Below are 18,608 nucleotides of genomic sequence, written 5' to 3'. Positions count from 1 at the left end.
TGACTCATCAAGGTTTCCCGGTGGCGGGGCGCTCGCTTCGAGCCCGACCGCGACCTACTCCTCCGCGTCGGGGAACGGCACGTCGATCAGGTCGCCGTCGTCGGGGAGGATGACGTCGCCGTCGAACGCCTCCCGCGCCTCCCGTCGGATCGGCGAGGCGTCGGCGGCGTACCGCGAGGAGATGTGGACGAGCGCCAGCCGCTTCGCGCCGGCGCGCGCGGCGATCTCGCCGGCCTCGCGCCCGGTCGAGTGGGCCGTGTCGCGGGCGCGGTCGGCCATGTCGTCGGCGAAGGTCGCGTCGTGGACGAGGAGGTCGGCGCCGGCGGCGGCCTCGACCGTCCGCTCTCTCGGGCGCGTGTCGGCGGTGTAGACGAGGGTTCGGCCGGGCCGCGGCGGGCCGACGACCCGCTCCGGCTCGACGACCGTCCCGTCTTCGGCCTCGACCGGCTCGCCGGCGTGGAGCCGGCCGAACTTCGGGCCGACGGGGACCCCGAGCTCCTCCGCCTTCGGGCGGTCGAACCGGCCGGGCCGGTCGTCCTCGTCGAGGACGTACCCCTGCGAGACGGTCCGGTGCTCCGTCTCGAACGCGCGGACCGCGTAGCCGTCGGCGTCGAGCGCGACCTCGCCGGGCGCGACCTCCTCGATTCGCACCCGGAACGCGGGGTCGTGGCCGACCGCGTGGACCAACTCGTGGAGGTCGTCCGCCGTCCCCGGCGGGCAGTGGACCGTCAGCGGCGCCGATCGGTCGTTGAACCCGAGCGTCTGGACTAAGCCCGGGATCCCGAGGACGTGATCGCCGTGGAGGTGCGAGACGAACACGTGGTCGATGCCGAACCCGGTGCCGTGCCGCATCATGCCGCGCTGGGTCCCCTCTCCGCAGTCGAACAGCAGGCGGTCGCCCTCGCGGTTGACGAACAGCGCGCTCGGCGCGCGCTCGGTGGTCGGGACGGCGCCGCCCGTGCCGAGGAACGTGACGCGAAGGGACATGCCCGCACGTCGGTGCGGCGGTTGTAAACCGGTATCGATGACGACGCGGCCCGGCGGCGACACGCACATGTGTCCGCCGCCCCGAGCGCGCCCATGCACGACTCGATCGCCGCGCTGGTCGAACGAGAGGGGTGGCGCGCCGAGGGCGACGCCGCGCGCGTCCACTACGACGGGGGCGGCGGGGACCGGGTCGCGGTGGAGTTCTACGCGGCCGCCGAGCGCGTCCTCTACTGGACGGTGCCGGCCGACGGGTCGGACGCTTCCACCGAACCGGACCCGTCCGCCGAATCCGACGGGAGCGCCGCCACGGCGGTCCCCGTTCCCCGCGAGCGGATTCCGGACCCCCTCCGCCGGCGCATCCGCGAGGACCTCGACGCCGCCGGCGTCGACCCGTCAGTCGAGCGTCGCGAGGTGTGAGGGACCGCCGCGCTCGGGGGAGTACCGGACGAGCGAAACGCGGTCGTTGACGCCCGATACCGGAGATTTCCGCCGATATGTTTCGGTTCGAAGGAAACCTATTTGCGGCGCGATACGATATGAAACGGTAATGAGTAGCGTCGAATGGGAGGAAGACGACCCCTTCGAGGAACAACGGGACAAGATCGAGAACCCGATGAAACGCCTGTTCCTCGCGTACGGTCGCGACTACCTCCCGCAGGTCTCCGTCGGTATCCTCGCCAGCGTCTTCGCGCGGCTCCTCGACCTCCTCCCGCCGCTGATGCTCGGGATCGCCATCGACGCGATCTTCCGCGGCGAGGCGCCGTTCAACGAGCAGATCCCGCTCGTGTTGCTGCCGGACGCGTGGCTCCCGACCGCGCAGACCGATCAGTTCTGGTTCACGATCGCCGTCCTCGTCGGCGCGTTCACCTTCGGCGCGGCGTTCCACTGGCTCCGGAACTGGGGGTTCAACGCGTTCGCGCAGAACATCCAGCACGACGTCCGGACGGACACCTACGACAAGATGCAGCGGCTGAACATGGAGTTCTTCTCGGACAAGCAGACCGGGGAGATGATGTCCATCCTCTCGAACGACGTGAACCGGCTGGAGCGGTTCCTCAACGACGGGATGAACTCCGTGTTCCGCCTGGCCGTGATGGTGGTCGGGATCAGCGTCCTGCTGTTCTGGATCAACTGGCAGCTCGCCTTGGTCGCCCTGCTGCCGGTCCCGATCATCGCCGGGTTCACCTACCTGTTCATCAAGATCATCCAGCCGAAGTACGCCGAGGTGCGGTCGACGGTCGGCAAGATGAACTCCCGGCTGGAGAACAACCTCGGCGGCATTCAGGTCATCAAGTCGTCGAACACCGAGCCGTACGAGTCCGACCGCGTCGACGACGTCTCGATGGACTACTTCGACTCCAACTGGGACGCGATCACGACCCGGATCAAGTTCTTCCCGGCGCTCCGCGTGCTCGCCGGCATCGGTTTCGTCCTCACGTTCGTCGTCGGCGGCCTCTGGGTGTTTCAGGGCCCGCCCGGCCCGTTCTCCGGCGAGCTCTCCGAGGGGATGTTCGTCGTCTTCATCCTCTACACCCAGCGGTTCATCTGGCCGATGGCGCAGTTCGGGCAGATCATCAACATGTACCAGCGCGCCCGCGCCTCCTCCGCGCGGATCTTCGGCCTGATGGACGAGCCCTCGCGGCTCGCCGAGGACCCGGACGCCGAGGAGCTGGTCGTCGGCGAGGGCGACGTCGTCTACGACGACGTGAGCTTCGGCTACGACGAGGAGACGATCGTCTCCGACGTCGACTTCGCGGTCGAGGGCGGCGAGACGCTCGCGCTGGTGGGGCCGACCGGCGCCGGCAAGTCCACGGTGCTCAAGCTCCTGCTCCGGATGTACGACGTCGACGACGGTGCCATCCGGATCGACGGGCAGGACGTCCGCGACGTGACGCTCAAATCGCTCCGCCGGTCGATCGGCTACGTCGGCCAGTCGTCGTACCTGTTCTACGGCACCGTCCGCGAGAACATCACGTACGGCACGTTCGACGCGACCGACGAGGAGGTCCGCGAGGCCGCGCGGGCCGCGGAGGCCCACGAGTTCATCGAGAACCTCCCGGACGGCTACGACACGATGGTCGGCGAGCGCGGCGTGAAGCTCTCCGGCGGGCAGCGCCAGCGCGTCACCATCGCGCGGGCGGTCCTCAAGGACCCCGACATCCTCATCCTCGACGAGGCGACCTCCGACGTCGACACCGAGACGGAGATGCTGATCCAGCGCTCGCTCGACCGGCTCACGGCCGACCGGACGACGTTCGCGATCGCGCACCGGCTCTCCACGATCAAGGACGCCGACACCATCCTCGTGTTGGAGGGCGGCGAGATCGTCGAGCGCGGGACCCACGGCGAGCTGCTCGACAACGGGGGGCTGTACGCCCACCTCTGGGGCGTGCAGGCCGGCGAGATCGACGAGCTCCCGCAGGAGTTCATCGACCGCGCCCAGGAGCGCACCGCGCGCCTGATCGAGGACGCGGAGACCGACGACGACTGAGCGGACGGGGCCGGAGCCGACACGTCCCGGCTCCTCCCTTCGGAGCGCTCACGTCGACAGCCGGCTCCAGTCGTCCGCGCCACCGTTCTCGCTCCCCTCTTTTGTCCCCCCCTCACCGGCCGCCGTCTCCCCGCCCCTCGGCTCTTCGCCCAGCGCGTCGAGGATCGCGTCGCGCACCTCGCGCGGCTCGTGGAACCGCGTCCGCTCGCACCGCTCCAGCGTCGTTTCGAGCCGCTCGCCCCCGCTCCCGGTCTCCAGCTCGAAGCCGCCGTACTGCTCGACCAGCTCCCCGACCGACACCGGATAGGCGTGTTCGCGAAGCGCCCGCTTCAGCGGTCCGGACGTCACCCCCGCCGTCCGACCCTGTTCATCGTTCTCATTGCTCATGAGGTGACTGTCACCGCGGATCGGAATAATTCCCCGTGTCGACTCGCGGTCCGTTCGCGGTCGATCCCCCGTCCGATCGTCGGCTATACGGCGCGTCCCGTCGAAGGGGCCGCATGCGACTCGCTGACGCCACTTGGACCGACGTGCGCGACGCCGACGTCGACGTCGCGTTCGTCCCCGTCGGCAGCACCGAACAGCACGGCCCCCACGCGCCGCTCGGGACCGACACCCTCGACGCCGTCGCGGTCGCGGAGGCGGGCGCGGCGGCGTACGGGGGTACGGGGGATCGAGACGAGGGGACCGCCGAAGCCGCGGTCGCCCCGCCGATCCCCGTCGGCGTCGCCGAGGAGCACCGCGCGTTCGACGGGACGATGTGGGTCTCGCCGGATGCCTTCCGCGCGTACGTTCGCGAAGCGGCCGAATCGCTGCCGCACCACGGAATCGACCGGGTCGTGTTCGTCAACGGGCACGGCGGCAACGTCGAGGCGCTCGCGGAGGTCGCCCGCCGGTTCTCCCGCGACGGCACCCACGACGGTTACGCCGTCGCGTTCACCTGGTTCGAGGCGGTCGGCGAGCACGCGGGCGACATGGGCCACGCCGGCCCGCTGGAGACGGCGCTGCTGCGCGCGACGAACCCCGACCTCGTCCGCGAGGACCGCGTCGCGGCCGCGAGCGAGGGGGCCGCCGACCGCTGGGGCGAGTGGGTCTCGGGGGTGAACCTCGCGCACGACTCGGACGAGTTCACCGAGAACGGCGTCGTCGGCGACCCGACCGACGGCGACGCCGAGCGCGGCGAGGCGCTCCTGCGCCTCGCGAGCGACGCGCTGGCGGAGCTGGCGGCGGCGGTCGTCGAGCGGGAGGACCGGTGAGCCGCGGCGTCGCTACTCTTCGTCTTCCTCGTCGTCGGCGTCCGCCGCGTCCTGCAGGGCCCCGCGGATCGCGGGAACCGTCCCCGTGAGCGAGGCGACCTCCTCGGCGGCGCTCTCGATGTCGCCGACGAGCGACTCCAGCGCCTCGATCTCCGCTTTCAAATCCTCGGCGTCCTCGAAGGCGTCGGCGCGCTCGCCGAGCACGTACGCCTTCTTCGCCGACCGGACGGAGCCGATCGCGTCGCCGACGTCGAGGGCGGACTTGAGCCCGTTGAGGGCGCCGAGCACGTTGTCCGCGTCCGTCTCCCACACGTCGTCGGGGTCGGGGAGCTCGGCCCGAGCGGCCGCGAGGTGCTCTTCGACCTCGGCCCGGGTCTCTTCGGCCGCCTCGCCGAACAGGTCGTCGTCGTCGAACGTGGACTGGCTCATACCGGAGTCGTCGGGCCGACGCCTTTTAAAAACGCGCCCGAAAGCGGAAGTGAAATCTCCGACGACGGGGCGTCAGGGTCGCGGTCCGGTGCGGGACGGCGTTCAGTTTCGCCTCGGGCGACGGCGAGGCTCGACGACGATGCTGCTGCGACGGCGACGCTGCCGCGACGGCGTCGACGAGGCCGCCGCGCCCGTCTCAGAGCCGAGTGAGGAGTTCGAGTACGAACAGCGCGATCAGCAGCCCCATCACGCCGGCGAGCAAGGCGAGCGTGCGCATCCACTCGGCGACCCGCTCCGCGCTCGGGATCGCGGCGAGCAGCGCCGGCCGGCCGGAGGGGTCGGTCTCGGATTCGGTCACGTTTCGACGATCGACCGAGACCGACGTAAAACCGACTATGAGTGGGTCGTAGCGGTGGGTTTGGCTCCTGACGGCTATATACCGAACCGGATGAGAGGGCCCACCGTCACACCTGATTCCACGGCGCCTCGTCGAAGTCGACGACGCGCTCGCCGCGGTCGAGCGCGTCGATCCGCTCGACGTCCTCGCGGTCGAGGTCGAGATCGCGGGCCGCCCGGTTCGCCTCGACGTGGTCGAAGCTCGCGGCCTTCGGGATCGGCGCGACCCGCTCCTTCGAGAGGAGCCACGCGAGGCTCACCTGTGCCGGGCTCGCGTCGTGCTTCGCGGCGATCTCTCGCAGCACGTCCACGTCGGCGACGCGGTTGCGAGCGATCGGCGAGTACGCGACGAGCCAGTGGCCGCGCTCGACGGCGAGCTCGCGCAGCTCCCGCTGTTGGAGCAGGGGATGACACTCCACTTGGTGGGCGAACACGTCGTGGTCGAGCCGGTCGATGGCCTCCTCCAGCTGGTCGGGTCGGAAGTTCGAGAGCCCGATCCGGTCGACGACGCCCTCGTCGACGAGGTGGTCGAGCGCGGGCAGCGTCTCCGCGGGGTCGTAGGTGTGTATCGGCCAGTGGACGTACAGCAGGTCGATCGAGTCGACGCCGAGCCGGTCGCGGCTCACCCGCGCCGTCGCGACCGCCTCGTCGTACGAGAGGTTGTCCGTCGAGAGCTTCGTCGCGACGAACAGGTCGTCGCGGTCGACGTCGGTGCGGTCGATCCCCGTCCCGACCGACGCCTCGTTGTCGTACTCCTGCGCCGTGTCGACGTGCCGGTAGCCCGTCTCGACCGCGTGGGCGACCCCGGCGACGCACTCCTCGCCGCGGGCCAGCCTGTACGTCCCGTACCCGAGCCGATCGAACGCGTCCGACATACGTAGTCGGGAGCCGGAGCCCCCGTCAACGTACCGGTCCCGCCCGCTCCCGTCGGTCTCTCCCCTCCCGGGAATCCCGACCGGCAATTATCCCCCGACGGCGAGTCGGTATCGGTATGTCGACAAAAGAAGTCTCACTGCGGAGCACGATCGGCGGCGTCTCGGTGGAGGGAAGACTCCACACGCTCAGCGTCTGGTTCATCCTCGCGTTGCGCTTGATGATCGGGTTGGCGTTCTTCCAGAGCGGCCTCGACAAGGTTCTGAGCGGGGAGTTCAGCGCGTCCGGCTACCTCTTGAACGCGCCAGCCGGGAACGGGAGTCCGGCCGCCGGGCTGTTCACCGCGATGGGCGAGACCGCGTGGTTCGTCGAGTTCGTGAACGTCGCGGTGCCGTGGGGCGAACTCCTCATCGGTCTCGGCGTCATCGTGGGCTTGCTCACGCGATTCGCCGCGTTCTGGGGCGCGTTCATGATGCTCCTGTTCTACCTCGGGAACTGGGACATCGGCCACGGCTACATCAACGGCGACTTCGCGTACATGCTCGTGTTCCTCTCGGTCGCCGCCTTCGGCGCCGGGCGCATCCTCGGGCTCGACGCCTACGTCGAACAGTACGAGGTCGGCGGCGAGCCGCTCGTCGAGCGGTACCCCTGGACGCGCTACCTCCTCGGCTGACCGCCGCCTTCGGCCGAGATCGCGCCGCACAGGGTTTTCAGAACTGATATTTTCATCCCAGTCATTAATGTCGCCGTTTCCCTGGCGATCGGTACATCATGCAAGAGGGACCGTTCTCCGGCGTCCGGTCGAGCTACGGCGCGAAACTCGCGCTGTCGCTGATCGGCGTCACGGGGATCTCAGTCGCGTACGGGGCGGTCGTCTACCTCCGAACGGAGGGCGTCGGGGCGATCGGCGCGGAGATCCGCTCCGGCCTCGTCGGGATGACGCTGCTGACGGTGATCGGGCTCGCGCTCATCGGCGTCACGGTCGGGTCGAACACGGTCATCTCGCTGCGCCAGCTCACGGCGAAGGCGGAGCGCATGGCCGACGGAGACCTCGACGTGACGCTCGAGACGGGGCGGACCGACGAGATCGGCCGGCTGTTCGAGGCGTTCGACGCCATGCGCGGCTCGCTCCGCGCCGAGATCGACGACGCGGAGATCGCCCGCCGTGAGGCCGAGGAGGCCCGCCGGGAGGCGACCGAGCGCGCCGAGACGGTCGAGCGCAAGGCGAGCGAGTACGAATCGGCCATGCGGGCGCTCGCCGACGGCGACCTGACGCGGCGCGTCGACCCCGAGAGCGACAGCGAGGCGATGGCCCGCGTCGGCGCCGCGTTCAACGAGATGGCCGACGAGCTGGAAGGGACGGTGGCGTCGGTCGCGACGGTCGCCGAGGACACCGCCGACGTCGCGGGCACCGTCGACGACCGCACGGAGAGCCTTCGGGCGACGACCGGGACCGTGAGCGAGGCGGTCGAGGAGATCGCCGAGGGGGCGCGCACCCAGCGCGACGACCTCCGGGCGGCGACCGACGAGGCGGAGAACCTCGCGTCGTCGGCCGAGGAGGTCGCCGCCACCGTCTCCGACGTGGCCGAGACCGCGGAGCACGCCGCGGGCGTCGGCGAGGAGGGCCGCGAGGCCGCCGAGGAGGCGCTCGCGGAGATGGACGCGGTCGAGGAGACGACCGCGGAGACGACCGCCGAGGTCGAGGCGCTGGCCGCGGAGGTCGAGGAGATCGGCGAGGTGGTCGACACCATCTCGGAGATCGCCGAGCAGACGAACCTGCTCGCGCTCAACGCGTCGATCGAGGCGGCCCGGTCCGGCGCGGAGGGCGCCGGCTTCGCGGTCGTCGCCGAGGAGGTGAAGGCGCTGGCCGAGGAGACCCAGGAGTCGGCCAGCGAGATCGAGGCTCGGATCCACTCCGTACAGGAGCGCGCGGAGACGGGCGCGAACGCGATGGAGCGCACCGAAGAGCGGATCTCCGCCGGCGTCGAGACCGTCGAGACGTCGATCGACGCCCTGGAGCGCCTCGCTGAGGCCTCCGAGCGCACCGACACCAGCATGACCGAGATCACCCGCGCCACGGAGACGCAGGCCGACTCCGTGGACGCGGTCGTCGGCCACGTCGAGGACGTCTCCGCGATCAGCGCGCAGACGGCCGGCGCGGCCGGCGACGTCACCGGCGCGGTCGACGAGCAGGAGCGCACCCTCGGGGCGGTCGAGACCGCCGCCGAGTCGCTCTCCGACCGCGCGGGCCGCCTGCGCGACGCTGTCGGCGGCTTCGAGTTCGTGGCCGACGACGCGCTCGGGGGCGATTCGGGCGCTCCGGGCGGGTCCGCCACGGCGGTCTCCGACGGGGGGACCGCGGGCGACGGTGCCGACGCCGAAACGGGCGGGCGCGGGAGCGACTCCGACACCGCCTTCGACTTCTCGCACGGGGAGCCCGACGACGGCGCCGCCGGGGAGGGGGTGAACTGAGATGCTCGCCGACACGACGATATGGGCGTGGCTCGGGGTCCTCGCGATGGGCGCGGGGACGGTGCCGCCGCTGTGGGCGTGGCTGTCGGGGTCGCCTGAGACCGGCGAGTCGCACGCGCGGTACTACGCCACCCTCGCCGGCGTCACCGGAGTCGCGGCGCTCGCGTACCTCGCGATGGCGCTCGGGCTCGGAACGGTGGCGACGCCCGGCGGCGACCTCCCGGTCGCGCGCTACCTCGACTGGCTGATCACGACCCCGCTGCTACTCCTCTACCTCGGCCTGCTCGCGCGCCCGTCGCGCGGGCTGCTCGCCGGGCTGATCGCGGTCGACGTGGTGATCATCGCCGGCGGGACCGCCGCGGTCGTCACCGCCGGGACGCTCTCGTGGGCCCTGTTCGGCGTCGCCGCGACGGCGTACGCCGCGCTCGTCTACGGCCTGCTCGTCGCGCTCCCGCGCTCGGCGTCGGCCGAGGGCGACCGCGTCCGCGCCGTCTTCGGGACGCTCCGGAACATCACGGTCGTCCTCTGGACGCTGTACCCGGTCGTCTGGGTGCTGGCGCCGACCGGCCTCGGGCTCCTGACGGCCTCCACGGAGATGCTCGTGTTCGTCTACCTCGACGTCGTCTCGAAGGTCGGCTTCGTCGTCGTCGCGGTCGCGGGCGCGGACGCGCTCGACGGCCTCGGCGCGGGAAGCGGTCTCGACGCCGCCGCCCGCGACGCGCTCGACGCGGACGAGCCGGGCGCGTCGCTCGGCGACGACTGAGGTCCGCGGTCCGTCCCTCCTTCAGCGCTACTCCCCGTCCGCGACGAGGTCCTCGTACCGCGCGCCGGTCTGTTTCAGCGTCTCCGTCGAGTACAACCGTTCGTGGGCGAACGGGAGGTGGTCGGCCGCCAGCTCGTCGATCTTCGCGTCGACGGCCTCGGCCTCGCGCCCGTGGATCATCGTGAACAGGTTGTACTCCCACTCCTGCTCGGGCCGGCGCGGGCGGTGGTAACACAGCGTGACGTACGGGAGGCTCCCGACCGCCTCGCCGCGCTCGTCGAGCTCGTCGTCGGGCACGTCCCAGACGACCATGCAGTTGTTCGTGAACCCGGTGACGACGTGGTTGACGACGCACCCGATCCGCTTGATGCAGCCGTCCGCGAGCAGGCGCTCGACCGCTGCGAGGACGTCGTCGATGGGGGCGCCGATCTCGTCGGCCACGTCGGCGTAGGGGGTCGCCGACAGCGGGAAGCCGTCCTGGATCGCGAGGAGGAGGTCGGCCTCGAGCGGCGAGAGGTCGCCGCGGGCGTCCTCGGAGATGCGGGTGGCCGAAACCGCGGTCTCGTCGAGGGACTCCCGCGCGAACCGATCCGCGTTGACCACGGGGAACTCCAGGTCGATGTAGTAGTCCGTGAGCATCGGGAGCGCCAGCACCTCGCAGCCGGTCCGCTCCTCGATCTCCGCGAGAATCTCGTCCCGGCGCTCCCGCGAGCCCGCGGTGACGACGAACCACTGGTTCCACGCGTGGTCGCGGCGGTAGTTGTGGTTCACCTGCCGGTAGCCGTTGATCACCTCGGCGACCTCGTCGAACCGGTCTTCGGGCGCCCGCACGGCCGCCAGCGTCGACGACCCGATGACGGGCGGGTTGAGCACCGCGCCGAACCGCCGGAACACGCCGCGCTCGCGGAGGTCGCGGACGCGGTCGAGCGCCTCGTCGGCGTCGACGGCGACGCCCGTCTCGGCGGCTATCTCGCGGGCGACCCGCTCGAACGGGCGCGGCTCGACGGGGAAGCCGCTCTGGTACTCGTCGACGAGCGCGGCGTCGACCGCGTCGACGTCGGCCCGCCAGTCGGCGTCCAGACTCATTGCGTCCTGTTGGGGTCGCGCGTACCTACGGGTTTCGGAGAGGGTCAGCCGTTCCGGAGCGTCGGCGGGTCGGTGGCGGGCCGGTGGCGGGGGCGGTTCAGGGAGGGCCGAGTCAGTCGTCGGCGGGAGCCCGCCCCGACGTCGGCGCGAACGCCCGGGCGCTCTCCTCCAGCTGCGCCGCCGAGCAGCCGCCGACGGTGGCGGCCTGTTCGAGCGTCAGCGTGCGGGCGCGATACAGCGTGAGCGCGGTGGCGACGGATTTGGACGTCATCGGGTACGCTTCTCTAACAGATGGACGCACATATAGTTTTAACGCTTTTGCACCCTGGTACAATTCTTCTGAGAATAGAAATTGGACGATACAATTCTAAAACAGGATAGAAAACCCCAATCGATCTCTTGTATTATGCGAACGGTTGGCACGGAACCGGCGCGAGGGGCTCCGTCGCCGGCCTCCGCGGCTCGCGCGCGCCTCCCGAGCCCGGTCCGGCTCGCCGCGCTCGGGCCTACCCCGTCGTGCGCTCGCGCGCGCCGTCCGCGAGCGGTCCGTTCCCGCCGGCCGGGAGCCGAGCGAGGGACTTTTCGTTCGAGGCCCCGAACGACGCGTATGGCTCAGGCGACCCAGGAGTTCGGCGAGTGGCCCCTCAAGCGGCTGATGACCGAGGTCTGCGGCTCCGGTCACAAGTCGGCCGACGACCTGACGCGCGCGCAGGCGACCGAGGCGTTCGAGCGGGTTCTCGCGGACGAGCCCGACTCGACGACGCTCGGGGCGTTCTGGCTCGCGAACCGCTGGAAGCGGAACACGCCCGAGGAGCTCGGGGCGTACGTCGACGTGATGTGCGAGCGCGTCGAGTACGCCGAGCCCGACGCCGACCCCGTCGACTGCGGCGCCAACTACGACGGGAAGGGGCGCTCCGCCATCCTCGGCGTCGCCGCCGGCGTCGTCGCGGCCGCCGCGGGCACTCCCGTCGTCGTCCACTCGGGCGACCGCGTCCCCACGCAGAAGCAGGACGCGTACAAGCACGTCTTAGACGAGCTCGGCGTCCACACCGAGCTGACGCCGTCCGACTCCGCCGACATGGTCGACGAGACTGGCTTCGGCTTCTACTACCAGCCCGCGTTCAACCCCGCGATCGACGACCTGTTCGACCGCCGGGACATGATGGGGGTCCGGACGTTCGTCAACACGATCGAGACGCTGGCGAACCCCGCCGGCGCGTCCGTCCACCTCGGCTCCTTCTACCACCTCGCGTTCGCGAAGAAGGTGGTCGACACGTTCGTCGAAAGCGAGTTCCACGACCTCGACCGCGTCCTGATGTTCCAGGGCATGGAGGGGTACGACGACGTGCGACCCGGCTACACCAAGGTCGCCGAGTGGGACGCGGCCGGCGGGAGCGACGGCGACGGGGAGAGCGATGGCGACGAGGCCGGCAGCGAGGGCGCCTCCTTCGACGACTTCGAGATCGAGACCGCCGAGTACGGGATGGACCTCGAGGAGGCGGACCTCGCGGTCGACGACGTGGCCGCGGAGTCGGCCGCCATCACCGGGGAGGTCCTGGCCGGCGAACGCGACGGCGCCTTCGCCGACGCGGTCGCGGTCAACGCCGCGCTCCGGATCTACGCCCGCGAGGACGCCGACTCGATCGAGGCGGGACTGGAGACCGCCCGCGAGGCCATCGACGACGGCTCCGCGCTGGCCGTGCTCGAGGAGCTGCGGGCGTTCTGACCGCGGCGTCGACCCGTCTTTTCCGACGATCGGTCGGGGTTTTGGGTGTAATTTGGGCCGGAGTTCGGAAAGCCCACTTAGGCGTTCGTGACCAACTCTCACACGCACAGAATACCATGATACACGACGCCACCTCACACGAGGAGAGTCCCCGTTATGCCCACGTGTGAACACTGCGACGCGCACGTCTCGGACCGGTTCGCCCGCGTGTTCTCCGACGCGCGCGGCCGGATCCACGCGTGCCCGAACTGCTCGGCCAACGCCGGTATCGCGGAGGTCACGAAACAACGGGCGCACGACGCCTGACCGATCGTCCTCCCCGCTCCGGCCCTCCTGTCGCCGCTGTCGCCGCTTACCGCTCCGGAGCCGGCGGCATCGACCGCTTGTGGGCGCTCCGCTCGTGGAGCTCGACGACGCGGTCGACGGCCTCGGCGGGCACGTCGAGTTCGCGGACCGTCGCCGCCCGGGAGAGGCCGCCGTCGACGTGGACGGCGAGGATCGCGTCGACGGTGTCGTAGTCGAGCCCCATCTCCTCGGCGTCGGTCTGGCCCTCCCACATCCCCGCGGTCGGCTCCTGCATCACGAGGTCGCGCGGGACGCCGACGTGCGCCGCCAGCTGGCGGACCTGCTGTTTGTAGAGGTTCCCGATCGGGTTGCAGTCGACCGCCTGGTCGCCGTACTTCGTGAAGTATCCGGTCATCGCCTCCGCGCGGTTCCCCGTTCCGAGCACCACTCGATTCTCCGCGTTGGCGACGAGGTAGTTCAGGACCGCGCGGGTCCGAACGTACACGTTCCCCGCCGCCGTCCGGTCCTCGGCGGCTTCCGGGAACGCGTCGAAGAACGACTCCGCGATCGGCTGGATCTCGACCACGTCGTACTCGATCCCGAGCTCGTGAGCGACGCGCTCCGCGTCGCTCATCACGTCGGGGTCGTTCACCGTCGAGGGCATCGTGATCCCGTGGAGCCCGTCCTCGCCGAGCGCCTCGACGGCGAGGTGGGCGGTCAGCGTCGAGTCGATCCCGCCCGAGAGGCCGAGGACGGCGCCCTCCGCGCCGGCGTCGTCGACGACGTCCGCGATGAACGAGACGAGGCGCTCGCGGGTCGCCTCCAGCTCCGCCTCCGAGAGGCGGAGGTCGAGCGGGGGGTCGTCCGACAGCAACACCGACTGCTCCGAGGTCCGGTTCATGGAGGGAGGCAGGGGCCGAGACGACTAATACCTCCCCGTCGGCGCGCGGAACTGGACGCGCGTCGGGTTCCGGAGCCTGCCCCCGGGTCGGGCGCCCCCTACAGTAGCCCCTCCCGGTCGGCGAGCAGGAGCCCCTCCAGCGTCGCGTCGTTCGTCGGCGGCTCACGGGCGAGTTCGAGCGCCTCCTCGACCGGCACCGCCCGGGGCGAGAGGAACTCGTTGCTGTCGTGGTCGACGTCGACAGGCTCGAGCCCCTCTGCGAACACGTAGCCGCGCTTGTGGCGGAGCACGCCGGTCGAGCACCACACCTCCTGGAGCAGCGACGTCGACGACGGCGCGAAGCCGGTCTCCTCGGCCAGCTCGCGCGCCCCCGCCGCGGTGTACGACTCGCCGCGCTCGACGATCCCGGCGGGCAGCTCCAGCTGGGTGTTCCGGACCGTCGGGCGGTACTGCTCGACGAACAGCACGTCGCCGTCGGCGACCGCGACCACGACCGTCGCGGGCGACAGCTCCGCCCAGTAGTAGTTCTTCTCCGACCCGTCCGGCTGCTCGACGCGGTCGTACCCGCCGACGAACCAGCCGGGGTCGTACTCGACGGCGACCTCCCGCACCGGCCACTCCGGCTCGCCCGGCAGCGAGTGGTTGCGGCCGTCGGAAAAGGCCGGGAGGTCGCGGAGGTCGGCGGCCGGCGCGTCGTCGCTCACGGCCGCACCACCTCCACGCGGTAGACGGCACCCTCGTACCGCACGCGGACGCCGTCGTCCGTCGCGGCCTCGGGGGTCTGTCGAACGAGGGCGTCCACCTCGTCGAACGGCGTGTGGGTGAACCACTCCTTGATCCCGTAGGAGTCGGCCCGGTACGGGTCGGAGCGGCCGTCGTCGCTCGTTAGCGCGCTCGTCAGAAACGGCCACCGTCGCTCGGAGACGTTGTTCGCGTCCACGGCCGGCTCGTCGGTCTCGATCGGCTCGGCGGTCAGGTAGTAGGGGTCGCCGCTGCCGAGGTAGCTCGGCAGGGCCCCTAACGCGAGCAGGGCGACGACGACCAGCGCGATGGCGACGAGGAGGTTCCGGGTGACCCGGCGCATGGTCGACGTTGGCGACGCCGGGGAATACCGGTTTCGACCGCGGCGGTGCGGTCGCGCCTCTCCTCGGGGACGCCGTCGCTCCTCCCGTCGTCGCCGCAACCGACCGCGCCGACGCGCTTTACTCGTCGACGCCCTTCCCCTCCCTATGGAGTTTCGGTTCGAGCTGGCCTTATGCGCCGCGCTCGAATCGCCGGATCGGGTGATCGCCCGCCAGCTCGGTTCGGGGGTCACGAACCCCGGCGGCCGGATCGTCGACGTCTGCGTGGTAGAGCCCGGCCCGGGGTTCGACCGGCGGGCGGCGATCGCGTCCGAGCGGATCCCGGGCCCCGCGCTCGAGGCGGCGGTCGGTCCCGGCGAGGCGGTCCCCGTCGCGGACGCGTTCGACCTCCCGCCAGAGCGCGCGGCCGCGGTCGTCGAGCGCGCGGTCGAGGTCGGCTACCTCGAGCGCGAGCGCCGCGACGGGCGCCCGGTCGTGCGCGCGACCGCCCGCTACCCCGACGACTGGGTCGGCTCGCTGACCGCGATCGAGAACAAGCCGGACCTCGGGACGCCGGGCGACCTGGCGGCCCAACTGCGGTACGACGTCGCGCTCGGGCTGTTCGACGAGGCGATCCTCGCCACCGCCTCGTACGTCACCCGCGCGCACCTGAATCGGATCCCCGACCCGGTCGGCGTCTGGCGGCTCGACCCCGAGACGGGCGAGCGCGAGGTGGTCCGGGAACCCTCCCCCCTCGACCCCGGCGCGCCCGGCGTCGAGATCCGCGACGAGCGGTCGCTCCGGACCGACGTCGCGCTCGTCGACCCGGACGCGCTGGCCCGCAAGCGGCGCCGGATCGCGGAGCGCGCGTACGGGAAGGGGTGGCGCCCCGCGCCCCCGGGATGCGCGCACGCGACGGCGACCGCGGACGGCCGGCCGTACTGCGAGCGGTTCGATCGCGTGGTCGACCCGGGTCGCGACTGCGGCGCGGGCTGTGACGCGTACGACCCCGCCGACCCCCCGGCGGTCGACCGCGACGGGCTCCGCGACGAACGGACCGCGTGGGTGGCCGACCCCGACGGCACCGGGCCGCGCCGGCAGTCGGGGCTCTCGCGGTTCCGCTAGCCGGCGTCGACGCTCGCTGTGGGAATCCTTATACCCCGAGCGACGGACTCACACGTATGGACGACATCGAAGACGTGTTCGTCGCGCGGCTGATGACGAGCGAGCTCCACACGGTGACGCCCGACACGCTGGTCGAGGACGCGGCCGCCGTGCTGCTCGACAACGACATCAGCTCGGCGCTGGTCGTCGACGACGACGGCGCGCTGGTCGGTATCCTCACCACGACCGACTTCGTCGACATCGTCGCGAAGAGCCAGCCGAAAGCGGAGACGACCGTCGAGCGGTACATGACCAGCGACCCGATCACGGCCGGCGCGCAGGACTCCGTCTCGGCGGTGGCCTCGCTCATGGTCAAGCACGGCTTCCACCACGTGCCCGTCGTCGACGGCGACACGCCGATCGGGATCATCACGACCTCCGACTTCGCCGCGTACGTCTCCTCGCCGGAGACGGCGTCGCCGTAGGTCTCGTCCGCTTCTCGCGGTCGACTCTCCACCGCGTCCGCGACGCCGACAAGTGACGCCCCTTTCTGTGGGGTATTACCGGGGCCTCCCGTATCCGCGCCCATGCCCGACCGCCTGCATCTCAACCTCTTCACCATGGCCTCCGTCGAGCACGTCTCGCCGGGGTCGTGGACCTACCCCGGCGACCGGTCGCCGGAGTACACCGACCGGGAGTACTGGACCGAGGTCGCGAGGACCGCCGAGCGCGGCGGCTTCGACGCGGTGTTCTTCGCGGACGTGCGCGGGATCTACGACGTGTACGGCGACGACCGCCACACCGCGGTGGAGAAGGCGGTCCAGACGCCCGCGAGCGACCCGCAGCTCGTCGTCCCCGCGATGGCCGAGGTCACCGACGACCTCGGCTTCGCCGTGACGCGCTCGACGACGTACACCCACCCGTACCAGCTCGCGCGGGAGTTCTCCACGCTCGACCACCTCACCGACGGGCGGGTCGCGATCAACGTCGTCACCTCCTACCTGCAGTCGGCGGCCGAGAACCTCGGTCTCGACGAGCGGATGGACAAGGAGACGCGCTACGACCGCGCCGACGAGTTCCTCGACGTCTGCTACGCGCTGTGGGAGGAGTCGTGGGACGACGACGCGGTCGAGGTCGACCGCGAGGCGGGGCGGTACACCGACCCCGAGAAGGTCTCGGCGATCGACCACGAGGGAGAGCACTTCTCCGTGCCCGGTCCCCACGGCTGCGAGCCCTCGCCGCAGCGGACCCCCGTCGTCTACCAGGCCGGATCCTCCGACCGCGGGCGGGAGTTCGCGGCCGCGAACGCCGAGGCCGTCTTCGCCAGCCAGCCGACCGAGGCGGGCGTCCGCGAGTACATCGAGGACGTGAAGTCGCGCGCGGCCGACCACGGCCGCGACCCCGAGAGCCTGAAGTTCTTCATCGGCGTCGTCCCCGTCGTCGGCGAGACGCAGGCGCTCGCGGAGGCGAAGTACGAGGAGTACAAGCGCCACGTCGACATCGAGGCGACGCTCGCGCTCCTCTCCGGCTTCCTCGACATGGACCTCTCGGAGCTCGACCCCGACCAGAAGGTCGAGCACATCGAGACGGACGCGATCCAGGGGACGATGAACGCGTTCACCAAAGCGCAGCCGGACCGCGAGTGGACGGTCCGCGAGGTCGCGGAGTTCTGCGGGCTCGGCACCACCTCGCCGAAGATCGTCGGCACCCCCGACGTGATCGCCGACGAGTTAGCGTACTGGCACGAGGAGGTCGGCGTCCACGGGTTCAACGTGAAGGAGGTCGTTCGCCCCGACTCGCTGACGGACTTCGTCGACCTCGTCGTCCCGGAGCTGCGCGAGCGCGGGCTCGTTCCGGACCCCGAAGACGGCGACGCGCGCCGCGGCGGCACCCTCCGGGAGCGACTGCTCGGGGAGGGGCAGTCGCGGCTCCGCGAGGACCACCCGGCGAGACAGTAGCTGACCTCCCGCTCGAGTCGGGCGATTCCGAACCGACTTCATCGGATCCGAATCCGACAGCGCTGCCGCCCCCGCTACGCTTAAGTACGTTCCACCGCTTGTTTCGCGTGACGCTTCGCTTGGAGGGCCGAAGCGTCAGCGGGGACCTACTGAACGACACGCCCGTGCCATCTTTTCCCGGCACGGGCGTGTCGTTCGTCCTTTCACACCGACGAGCGACCGCTTCTCAGAGATTCTCTCCCTGATACGACCCCTCGTACGCCCCGTCGTGATCGGCCTCGGCGAGCACCAGCTGGGCGATCCGCGCCCCCGGCTCGATCTCGATCGCGTGGCCGACGTCGAGGCGCCCCTCGCCGACACCCTCGTAGCCGGCGTCCCAGACGGCGGTGTCGAGGGTACAGGAGTTCCGGAGCAGCGTCGACCGCGGGAGCACGAACCCGACCCGCTCGCTGGGGATCCGCACCGGCTCCCCGTACCGGACCACGTACGTCCCCGGGTCAAGCCGGTACGCGCCGTCCTCGACCGGCACCGCCTCGCGCTCGCCGACGCGCTTCCCGTCGCGGCCGATCCGTCCGGGGGTCGTCTGCTCGAATATCTCCCCGACCGTGAGGTCGACGCCGTTCGGCTGTCGCTGCGCGTCGTCGAGGTCGGCGTCGCCGGCTTCCAGCGCCGCCGCGACCGTCGCTCCCGAGTCGAACATGCCCGACCGAATCCGCGGGCGAGACTAAACGGTGTCGCACGCCGCCGCGGCGCGGACCCGCCGGTTCGCCGCCGGCGGGAGACCCGGAGAATTCGGCCGATAACGGCCTTTATGAGCCTT

At 71.0% G+C, this 18,608-nt stretch carries 22 protein-coding genes; 11 read left to right on the top strand and 11 right to left on the bottom strand.

Annotated elements, in window-relative coordinates:
• Window positions 1-54: 54 nt before the first annotated feature.
• Window positions 55-987 (bottom strand): ribonuclease Z, encoded by a 933-nt coding sequence (gene rnz / locus FGM06_RS14975; protein WP_144800076.1) that lies wholly within the window; start codon window positions 985-987, stop codon window positions 55-57.
• A 93-nt stretch (window positions 988-1,080) separates the two neighbouring features.
• Between rnz and FGM06_RS14970 the strand changes: the two genes are divergently transcribed.
• Together FGM06_RS14970 and FGM06_RS14965 are read left to right on the top strand one after the other, a co-directional pair.
• Window positions 1,081-1,404, top strand: a complete 324-nt coding sequence (locus FGM06_RS14970; protein ID WP_144800075.1) for a DUF7538 family protein — start codon at window positions 1,081-1,083, stop codon at window positions 1,402-1,404.
• Window positions 1,405-1,534: 130 nt separating this feature from the next.
• Window positions 1,535-3,478: an ABC transporter ATP-binding protein gene (locus FGM06_RS14965; RefSeq protein ID WP_144800074.1), complete on the top strand. Its 1,944-nt coding sequence runs from the start codon at window positions 1,535-1,537 to the stop codon at window positions 3,476-3,478.
• A gap of 48 nt (window positions 3,479-3,526) precedes the next feature.
• Here the strand turns inward: FGM06_RS14965 and FGM06_RS14960 are convergent, their stop codons facing one another.
• Window positions 3,527-3,865, bottom strand: a complete 339-nt coding sequence (locus FGM06_RS14960; RefSeq protein WP_144800073.1) for a DUF5789 family protein — start codon at window positions 3,863-3,865, stop codon at window positions 3,527-3,529.
• Between the two features lie 113 nt (window positions 3,866-3,978).
• Between FGM06_RS14960 and FGM06_RS14955 the strand changes: the two genes are divergently transcribed.
• Window positions 3,979-4,734: a creatininase family protein gene (locus tag FGM06_RS14955; protein WP_144800072.1), complete on the top strand. Its 756-nt coding sequence runs from the start codon at window positions 3,979-3,981 to the stop codon at window positions 4,732-4,734.
• A gap of 12 nt (window positions 4,735-4,746) precedes the next feature.
• Here FGM06_RS14955 and FGM06_RS14950 read toward each other — a convergent pair whose 3' ends face one another.
• From FGM06_RS14950 to FGM06_RS14945, 3 genes are all read right to left on the bottom strand, one after another.
• Complete coding sequence (locus tag FGM06_RS14950) at window positions 4,747-5,163, bottom strand: DUF5790 family protein (protein ID WP_144800071.1); 417 nt, start codon at window positions 5,161-5,163, stop codon at window positions 4,747-4,749.
• A 196-nt stretch (window positions 5,164-5,359) separates the two neighbouring features.
• A complete protein-coding gene (locus FGM06_RS16150) occupies window positions 5,360-5,521 on the bottom strand; it encodes a hypothetical protein (protein WP_186311045.1) in 162 nt (53 codons plus the stop codon).
• Window positions 5,522-5,627: 106 nt separating this feature from the next.
• Complete coding sequence (locus tag FGM06_RS14945; protein ID WP_144800070.1) at window positions 5,628-6,434, bottom strand: aldo/keto reductase; 807 nt, start codon at window positions 6,432-6,434, stop codon at window positions 5,628-5,630.
• Window positions 6,435-6,550: 116 nt separating this feature from the next.
• Between FGM06_RS14945 and FGM06_RS14940 the strand changes: the two genes are divergently transcribed.
• The 3 genes from FGM06_RS14940 (at window position 6,551) to FGM06_RS14930 (ending at window position 9,667) form a co-directional block, all read left to right on the top strand.
• On the top strand, window positions 6,551-7,105 hold the full coding sequence (locus FGM06_RS14940; RefSeq protein ID WP_144800069.1) for a DoxX family protein: 555 nt from the start codon (window positions 6,551-6,553) through the stop codon (window positions 7,103-7,105).
• 98 nt (window positions 7,106-7,203) lie between these two features.
• Window positions 7,204-8,904, top strand: coding sequence for a methyl-accepting chemotaxis protein (locus tag FGM06_RS14935; RefSeq protein ID WP_144800068.1), 1,701 nt, complete (start codon window positions 7,204-7,206; stop codon window positions 8,902-8,904).
• 1 nt (window position 8,905) lies between these two features.
• The gene (locus FGM06_RS14930; RefSeq protein ID WP_144800067.1) at window positions 8,906-9,667 is read left to right on the top strand and encodes a bacteriorhodopsin; all 762 of its coding nucleotides are present in this window, start codon (window positions 8,906-8,908) and stop codon (window positions 9,665-9,667) included.
• 27 nt (window positions 9,668-9,694) lie between these two features.
• On the opposite strand, the gene ahbB is transcribed toward FGM06_RS14930, so the two are convergent.
• Both ahbB and FGM06_RS16145 read right to left on the bottom strand, forming a co-directional pair.
• Window positions 9,695-10,753 (bottom strand): siroheme decarboxylase subunit beta, encoded by a 1,059-nt coding sequence (ahbB, locus tag FGM06_RS14925; protein ID WP_144800066.1) that lies wholly within the window; start codon window positions 10,751-10,753, stop codon window positions 9,695-9,697.
• 112 nt (window positions 10,754-10,865) lie between these two features.
• The gene (locus FGM06_RS16145; protein WP_186311044.1) at window positions 10,866-11,024 is read right to left on the bottom strand and encodes a DUF7317 family protein; all 159 of its coding nucleotides are present in this window, start codon (window positions 11,022-11,024) and stop codon (window positions 10,866-10,868) included.
• 336 nt (window positions 11,025-11,360) lie between these two features.
• Here FGM06_RS16145 and FGM06_RS14920 point away from each other — a divergent pair, with 336 nt between their 5' ends.
• Both FGM06_RS14920 and FGM06_RS16140 read left to right on the top strand, forming a co-directional pair.
• The gene (locus tag FGM06_RS14920) at window positions 11,361-12,479 is read left to right on the top strand and encodes an anthranilate phosphoribosyltransferase (protein WP_144800065.1); all 1,119 of its coding nucleotides are present in this window, start codon (window positions 11,361-11,363) and stop codon (window positions 12,477-12,479) included.
• Window positions 12,480-12,635: 156 nt separating this feature from the next.
• Entirely contained in the window at window positions 12,636-12,785 is a 150-nt protein-coding gene (locus FGM06_RS16140; protein WP_170938266.1) for a DUF7563 family protein, read from the top strand.
• 46 nt (window positions 12,786-12,831) lie between these two features.
• Here the strand turns inward: FGM06_RS16140 and FGM06_RS14915 are convergent, their stop codons facing one another.
• The 3 genes from FGM06_RS14915 to FGM06_RS14905 form a co-directional block, all read right to left on the bottom strand.
• On the bottom strand, window positions 12,832-13,665 hold the full coding sequence (locus tag FGM06_RS14915) for an NAD+ synthase (protein WP_144800064.1): 834 nt from the start codon (window positions 13,663-13,665) through the stop codon (window positions 12,832-12,834).
• A 98-nt stretch (window positions 13,666-13,763) separates the two neighbouring features.
• Window positions 13,764-14,369 carry an NUDIX hydrolase gene (locus FGM06_RS14910; RefSeq protein WP_144800063.1) on the bottom strand — a complete coding sequence of 202 codons (606 nt, stop codon included), beginning with the start codon at window positions 14,367-14,369 and terminating at the stop codon, window positions 13,764-13,766.
• Window positions 14,366-14,749 (bottom strand): hypothetical protein, encoded by a 384-nt coding sequence (locus FGM06_RS14905; protein WP_144800062.1) that lies wholly within the window; start codon window positions 14,747-14,749, stop codon window positions 14,366-14,368. The genes FGM06_RS14910 and FGM06_RS14905 overlap by 4 nt, the downstream gene beginning before the upstream one ends.
• Before the next feature lie 145 nt (window positions 14,750-14,894).
• On the opposite strand from FGM06_RS14905, the gene FGM06_RS14900 reads away from it, so the two are divergent.
• From FGM06_RS14900 to FGM06_RS14890, 3 genes are all read left to right on the top strand, one after another.
• A complete protein-coding gene (locus tag FGM06_RS14900) occupies window positions 14,895-15,851 on the top strand; it encodes a DUF5787 family protein (protein WP_144800061.1) in 957 nt (318 codons plus the stop codon).
• Between the two features lie 56 nt (window positions 15,852-15,907).
• The gene (locus FGM06_RS14895) at window positions 15,908-16,315 is read left to right on the top strand and encodes a CBS domain-containing protein (protein ID WP_144800060.1); all 408 of its coding nucleotides are present in this window, start codon (window positions 15,908-15,910) and stop codon (window positions 16,313-16,315) included.
• Window positions 16,316-16,417: 102 nt separating this feature from the next.
• The gene (locus FGM06_RS14890) at window positions 16,418-17,788 is read left to right on the top strand and encodes an LLM class flavin-dependent oxidoreductase (protein ID WP_144800059.1); all 1,371 of its coding nucleotides are present in this window, start codon (window positions 16,418-16,420) and stop codon (window positions 17,786-17,788) included.
• A gap of 226 nt (window positions 17,789-18,014) precedes the next feature.
• Here the strand turns inward: FGM06_RS14890 and FGM06_RS14885 are convergent, their stop codons facing one another.
• Entirely contained in the window at window positions 18,015-18,488 is a 474-nt protein-coding gene (locus FGM06_RS14885) for a deoxyuridine 5'-triphosphate nucleotidohydrolase (RefSeq protein WP_144800058.1), read from the bottom strand.
• Window positions 18,489-18,608 lie beyond the last annotated feature (120 nt).

The organism is Halorubrum depositum (assembly GCF_007671725.1).
Classification (GTDB): domain Archaea; phylum Halobacteriota; class Halobacteria; order Halobacteriales; family Haloferacaceae; genus Halorubrum; species Halorubrum depositum.
This window is presented reverse-complemented; position numbering and strand designations above follow the sequence as displayed.

Bases quoted from the DNA above. Each gene is read 5' to 3' on its own strand.
- FGM06_RS14935 (WP_144800068.1), top strand. From the start codon at position 7,204: ATGCAAGAGGGACCGTTCTCCGGCGTCCGGTCGAGCTACGGCGCGAAA.
- FGM06_RS14965 (WP_144800074.1), top strand. From the start codon at position 1,535: ATGAGTAGCGTCGAATGGGAGGAAGACGACCCCTTCGAGGAACAACGG.
- FGM06_RS14915 (WP_144800064.1), bottom strand. From the start codon at position 13,665: ATGAACCGGACCTCGGAGCAGTCGGTGTTGCTGTCGGACGACCCCCCG.
- FGM06_RS14945 (WP_144800070.1), bottom strand. From the start codon at position 6,434: ATGTCGGACGCGTTCGATCGGCTCGGGTACGGGACGTACAGGCTGGCC.
- FGM06_RS14955 (WP_144800072.1), top strand. From the start codon at position 3,979: ATGCGACTCGCTGACGCCACTTGGACCGACGTGCGCGACGCCGACGTC.
- FGM06_RS14900 (WP_144800061.1), top strand. From the start codon at position 14,895: ATGGAGTTTCGGTTCGAGCTGGCCTTATGCGCCGCGCTCGAATCGCCG.
- FGM06_RS16145 (WP_186311044.1), bottom strand. From the start codon at position 11,024: ATGACGTCCAAATCCGTCGCCACCGCGCTCACGCTGTATCGCGCCCGC.
- rnz (WP_144800076.1), bottom strand. From the start codon at position 987: ATGTCCCTTCGCGTCACGTTCCTCGGCACGGGCGGCGCCGTCCCGACC.
- FGM06_RS14905 (WP_144800062.1), bottom strand. From the start codon at position 14,749: ATGCGCCGGGTCACCCGGAACCTCCTCGTCGCCATCGCGCTGGTCGTC.
- FGM06_RS14940 (WP_144800069.1), top strand. From the start codon at position 6,551: ATGTCGACAAAAGAAGTCTCACTGCGGAGCACGATCGGCGGCGTCTCG.
- FGM06_RS14890 (WP_144800059.1), top strand. From the start codon at position 16,418: ATGCCCGACCGCCTGCATCTCAACCTCTTCACCATGGCCTCCGTCGAG.
- FGM06_RS14950 (WP_144800071.1), bottom strand. From the start codon at position 5,163: ATGAGCCAGTCCACGTTCGACGACGACGACCTGTTCGGCGAGGCGGCC.
- ahbB (WP_144800066.1), bottom strand. From the start codon at position 10,753: ATGAGTCTGGACGCCGACTGGCGGGCCGACGTCGACGCGGTCGACGCC.
- FGM06_RS14895 (WP_144800060.1), top strand. From the start codon at position 15,908: ATGGACGACATCGAAGACGTGTTCGTCGCGCGGCTGATGACGAGCGAG.
- FGM06_RS14885 (WP_144800058.1), bottom strand. From the start codon at position 18,488: ATGTTCGACTCGGGAGCGACGGTCGCGGCGGCGCTGGAAGCCGGCGAC.
- FGM06_RS14920 (WP_144800065.1), top strand. From the start codon at position 11,361: ATGGCTCAGGCGACCCAGGAGTTCGGCGAGTGGCCCCTCAAGCGGCTG.
- FGM06_RS16140 (WP_170938266.1), top strand. From the start codon at position 12,636: ATGCCCACGTGTGAACACTGCGACGCGCACGTCTCGGACCGGTTCGCC.
- FGM06_RS14970 (WP_144800075.1), top strand. From the start codon at position 1,081: ATGCACGACTCGATCGCCGCGCTGGTCGAACGAGAGGGGTGGCGCGCC.
- FGM06_RS14930 (WP_144800067.1), top strand. From the start codon at position 8,906: ATGCTCGCCGACACGACGATATGGGCGTGGCTCGGGGTCCTCGCGATG.
- FGM06_RS14960 (WP_144800073.1), bottom strand. From the start codon at position 3,865: ATGAGCAATGAGAACGATGAACAGGGTCGGACGGCGGGGGTGACGTCC.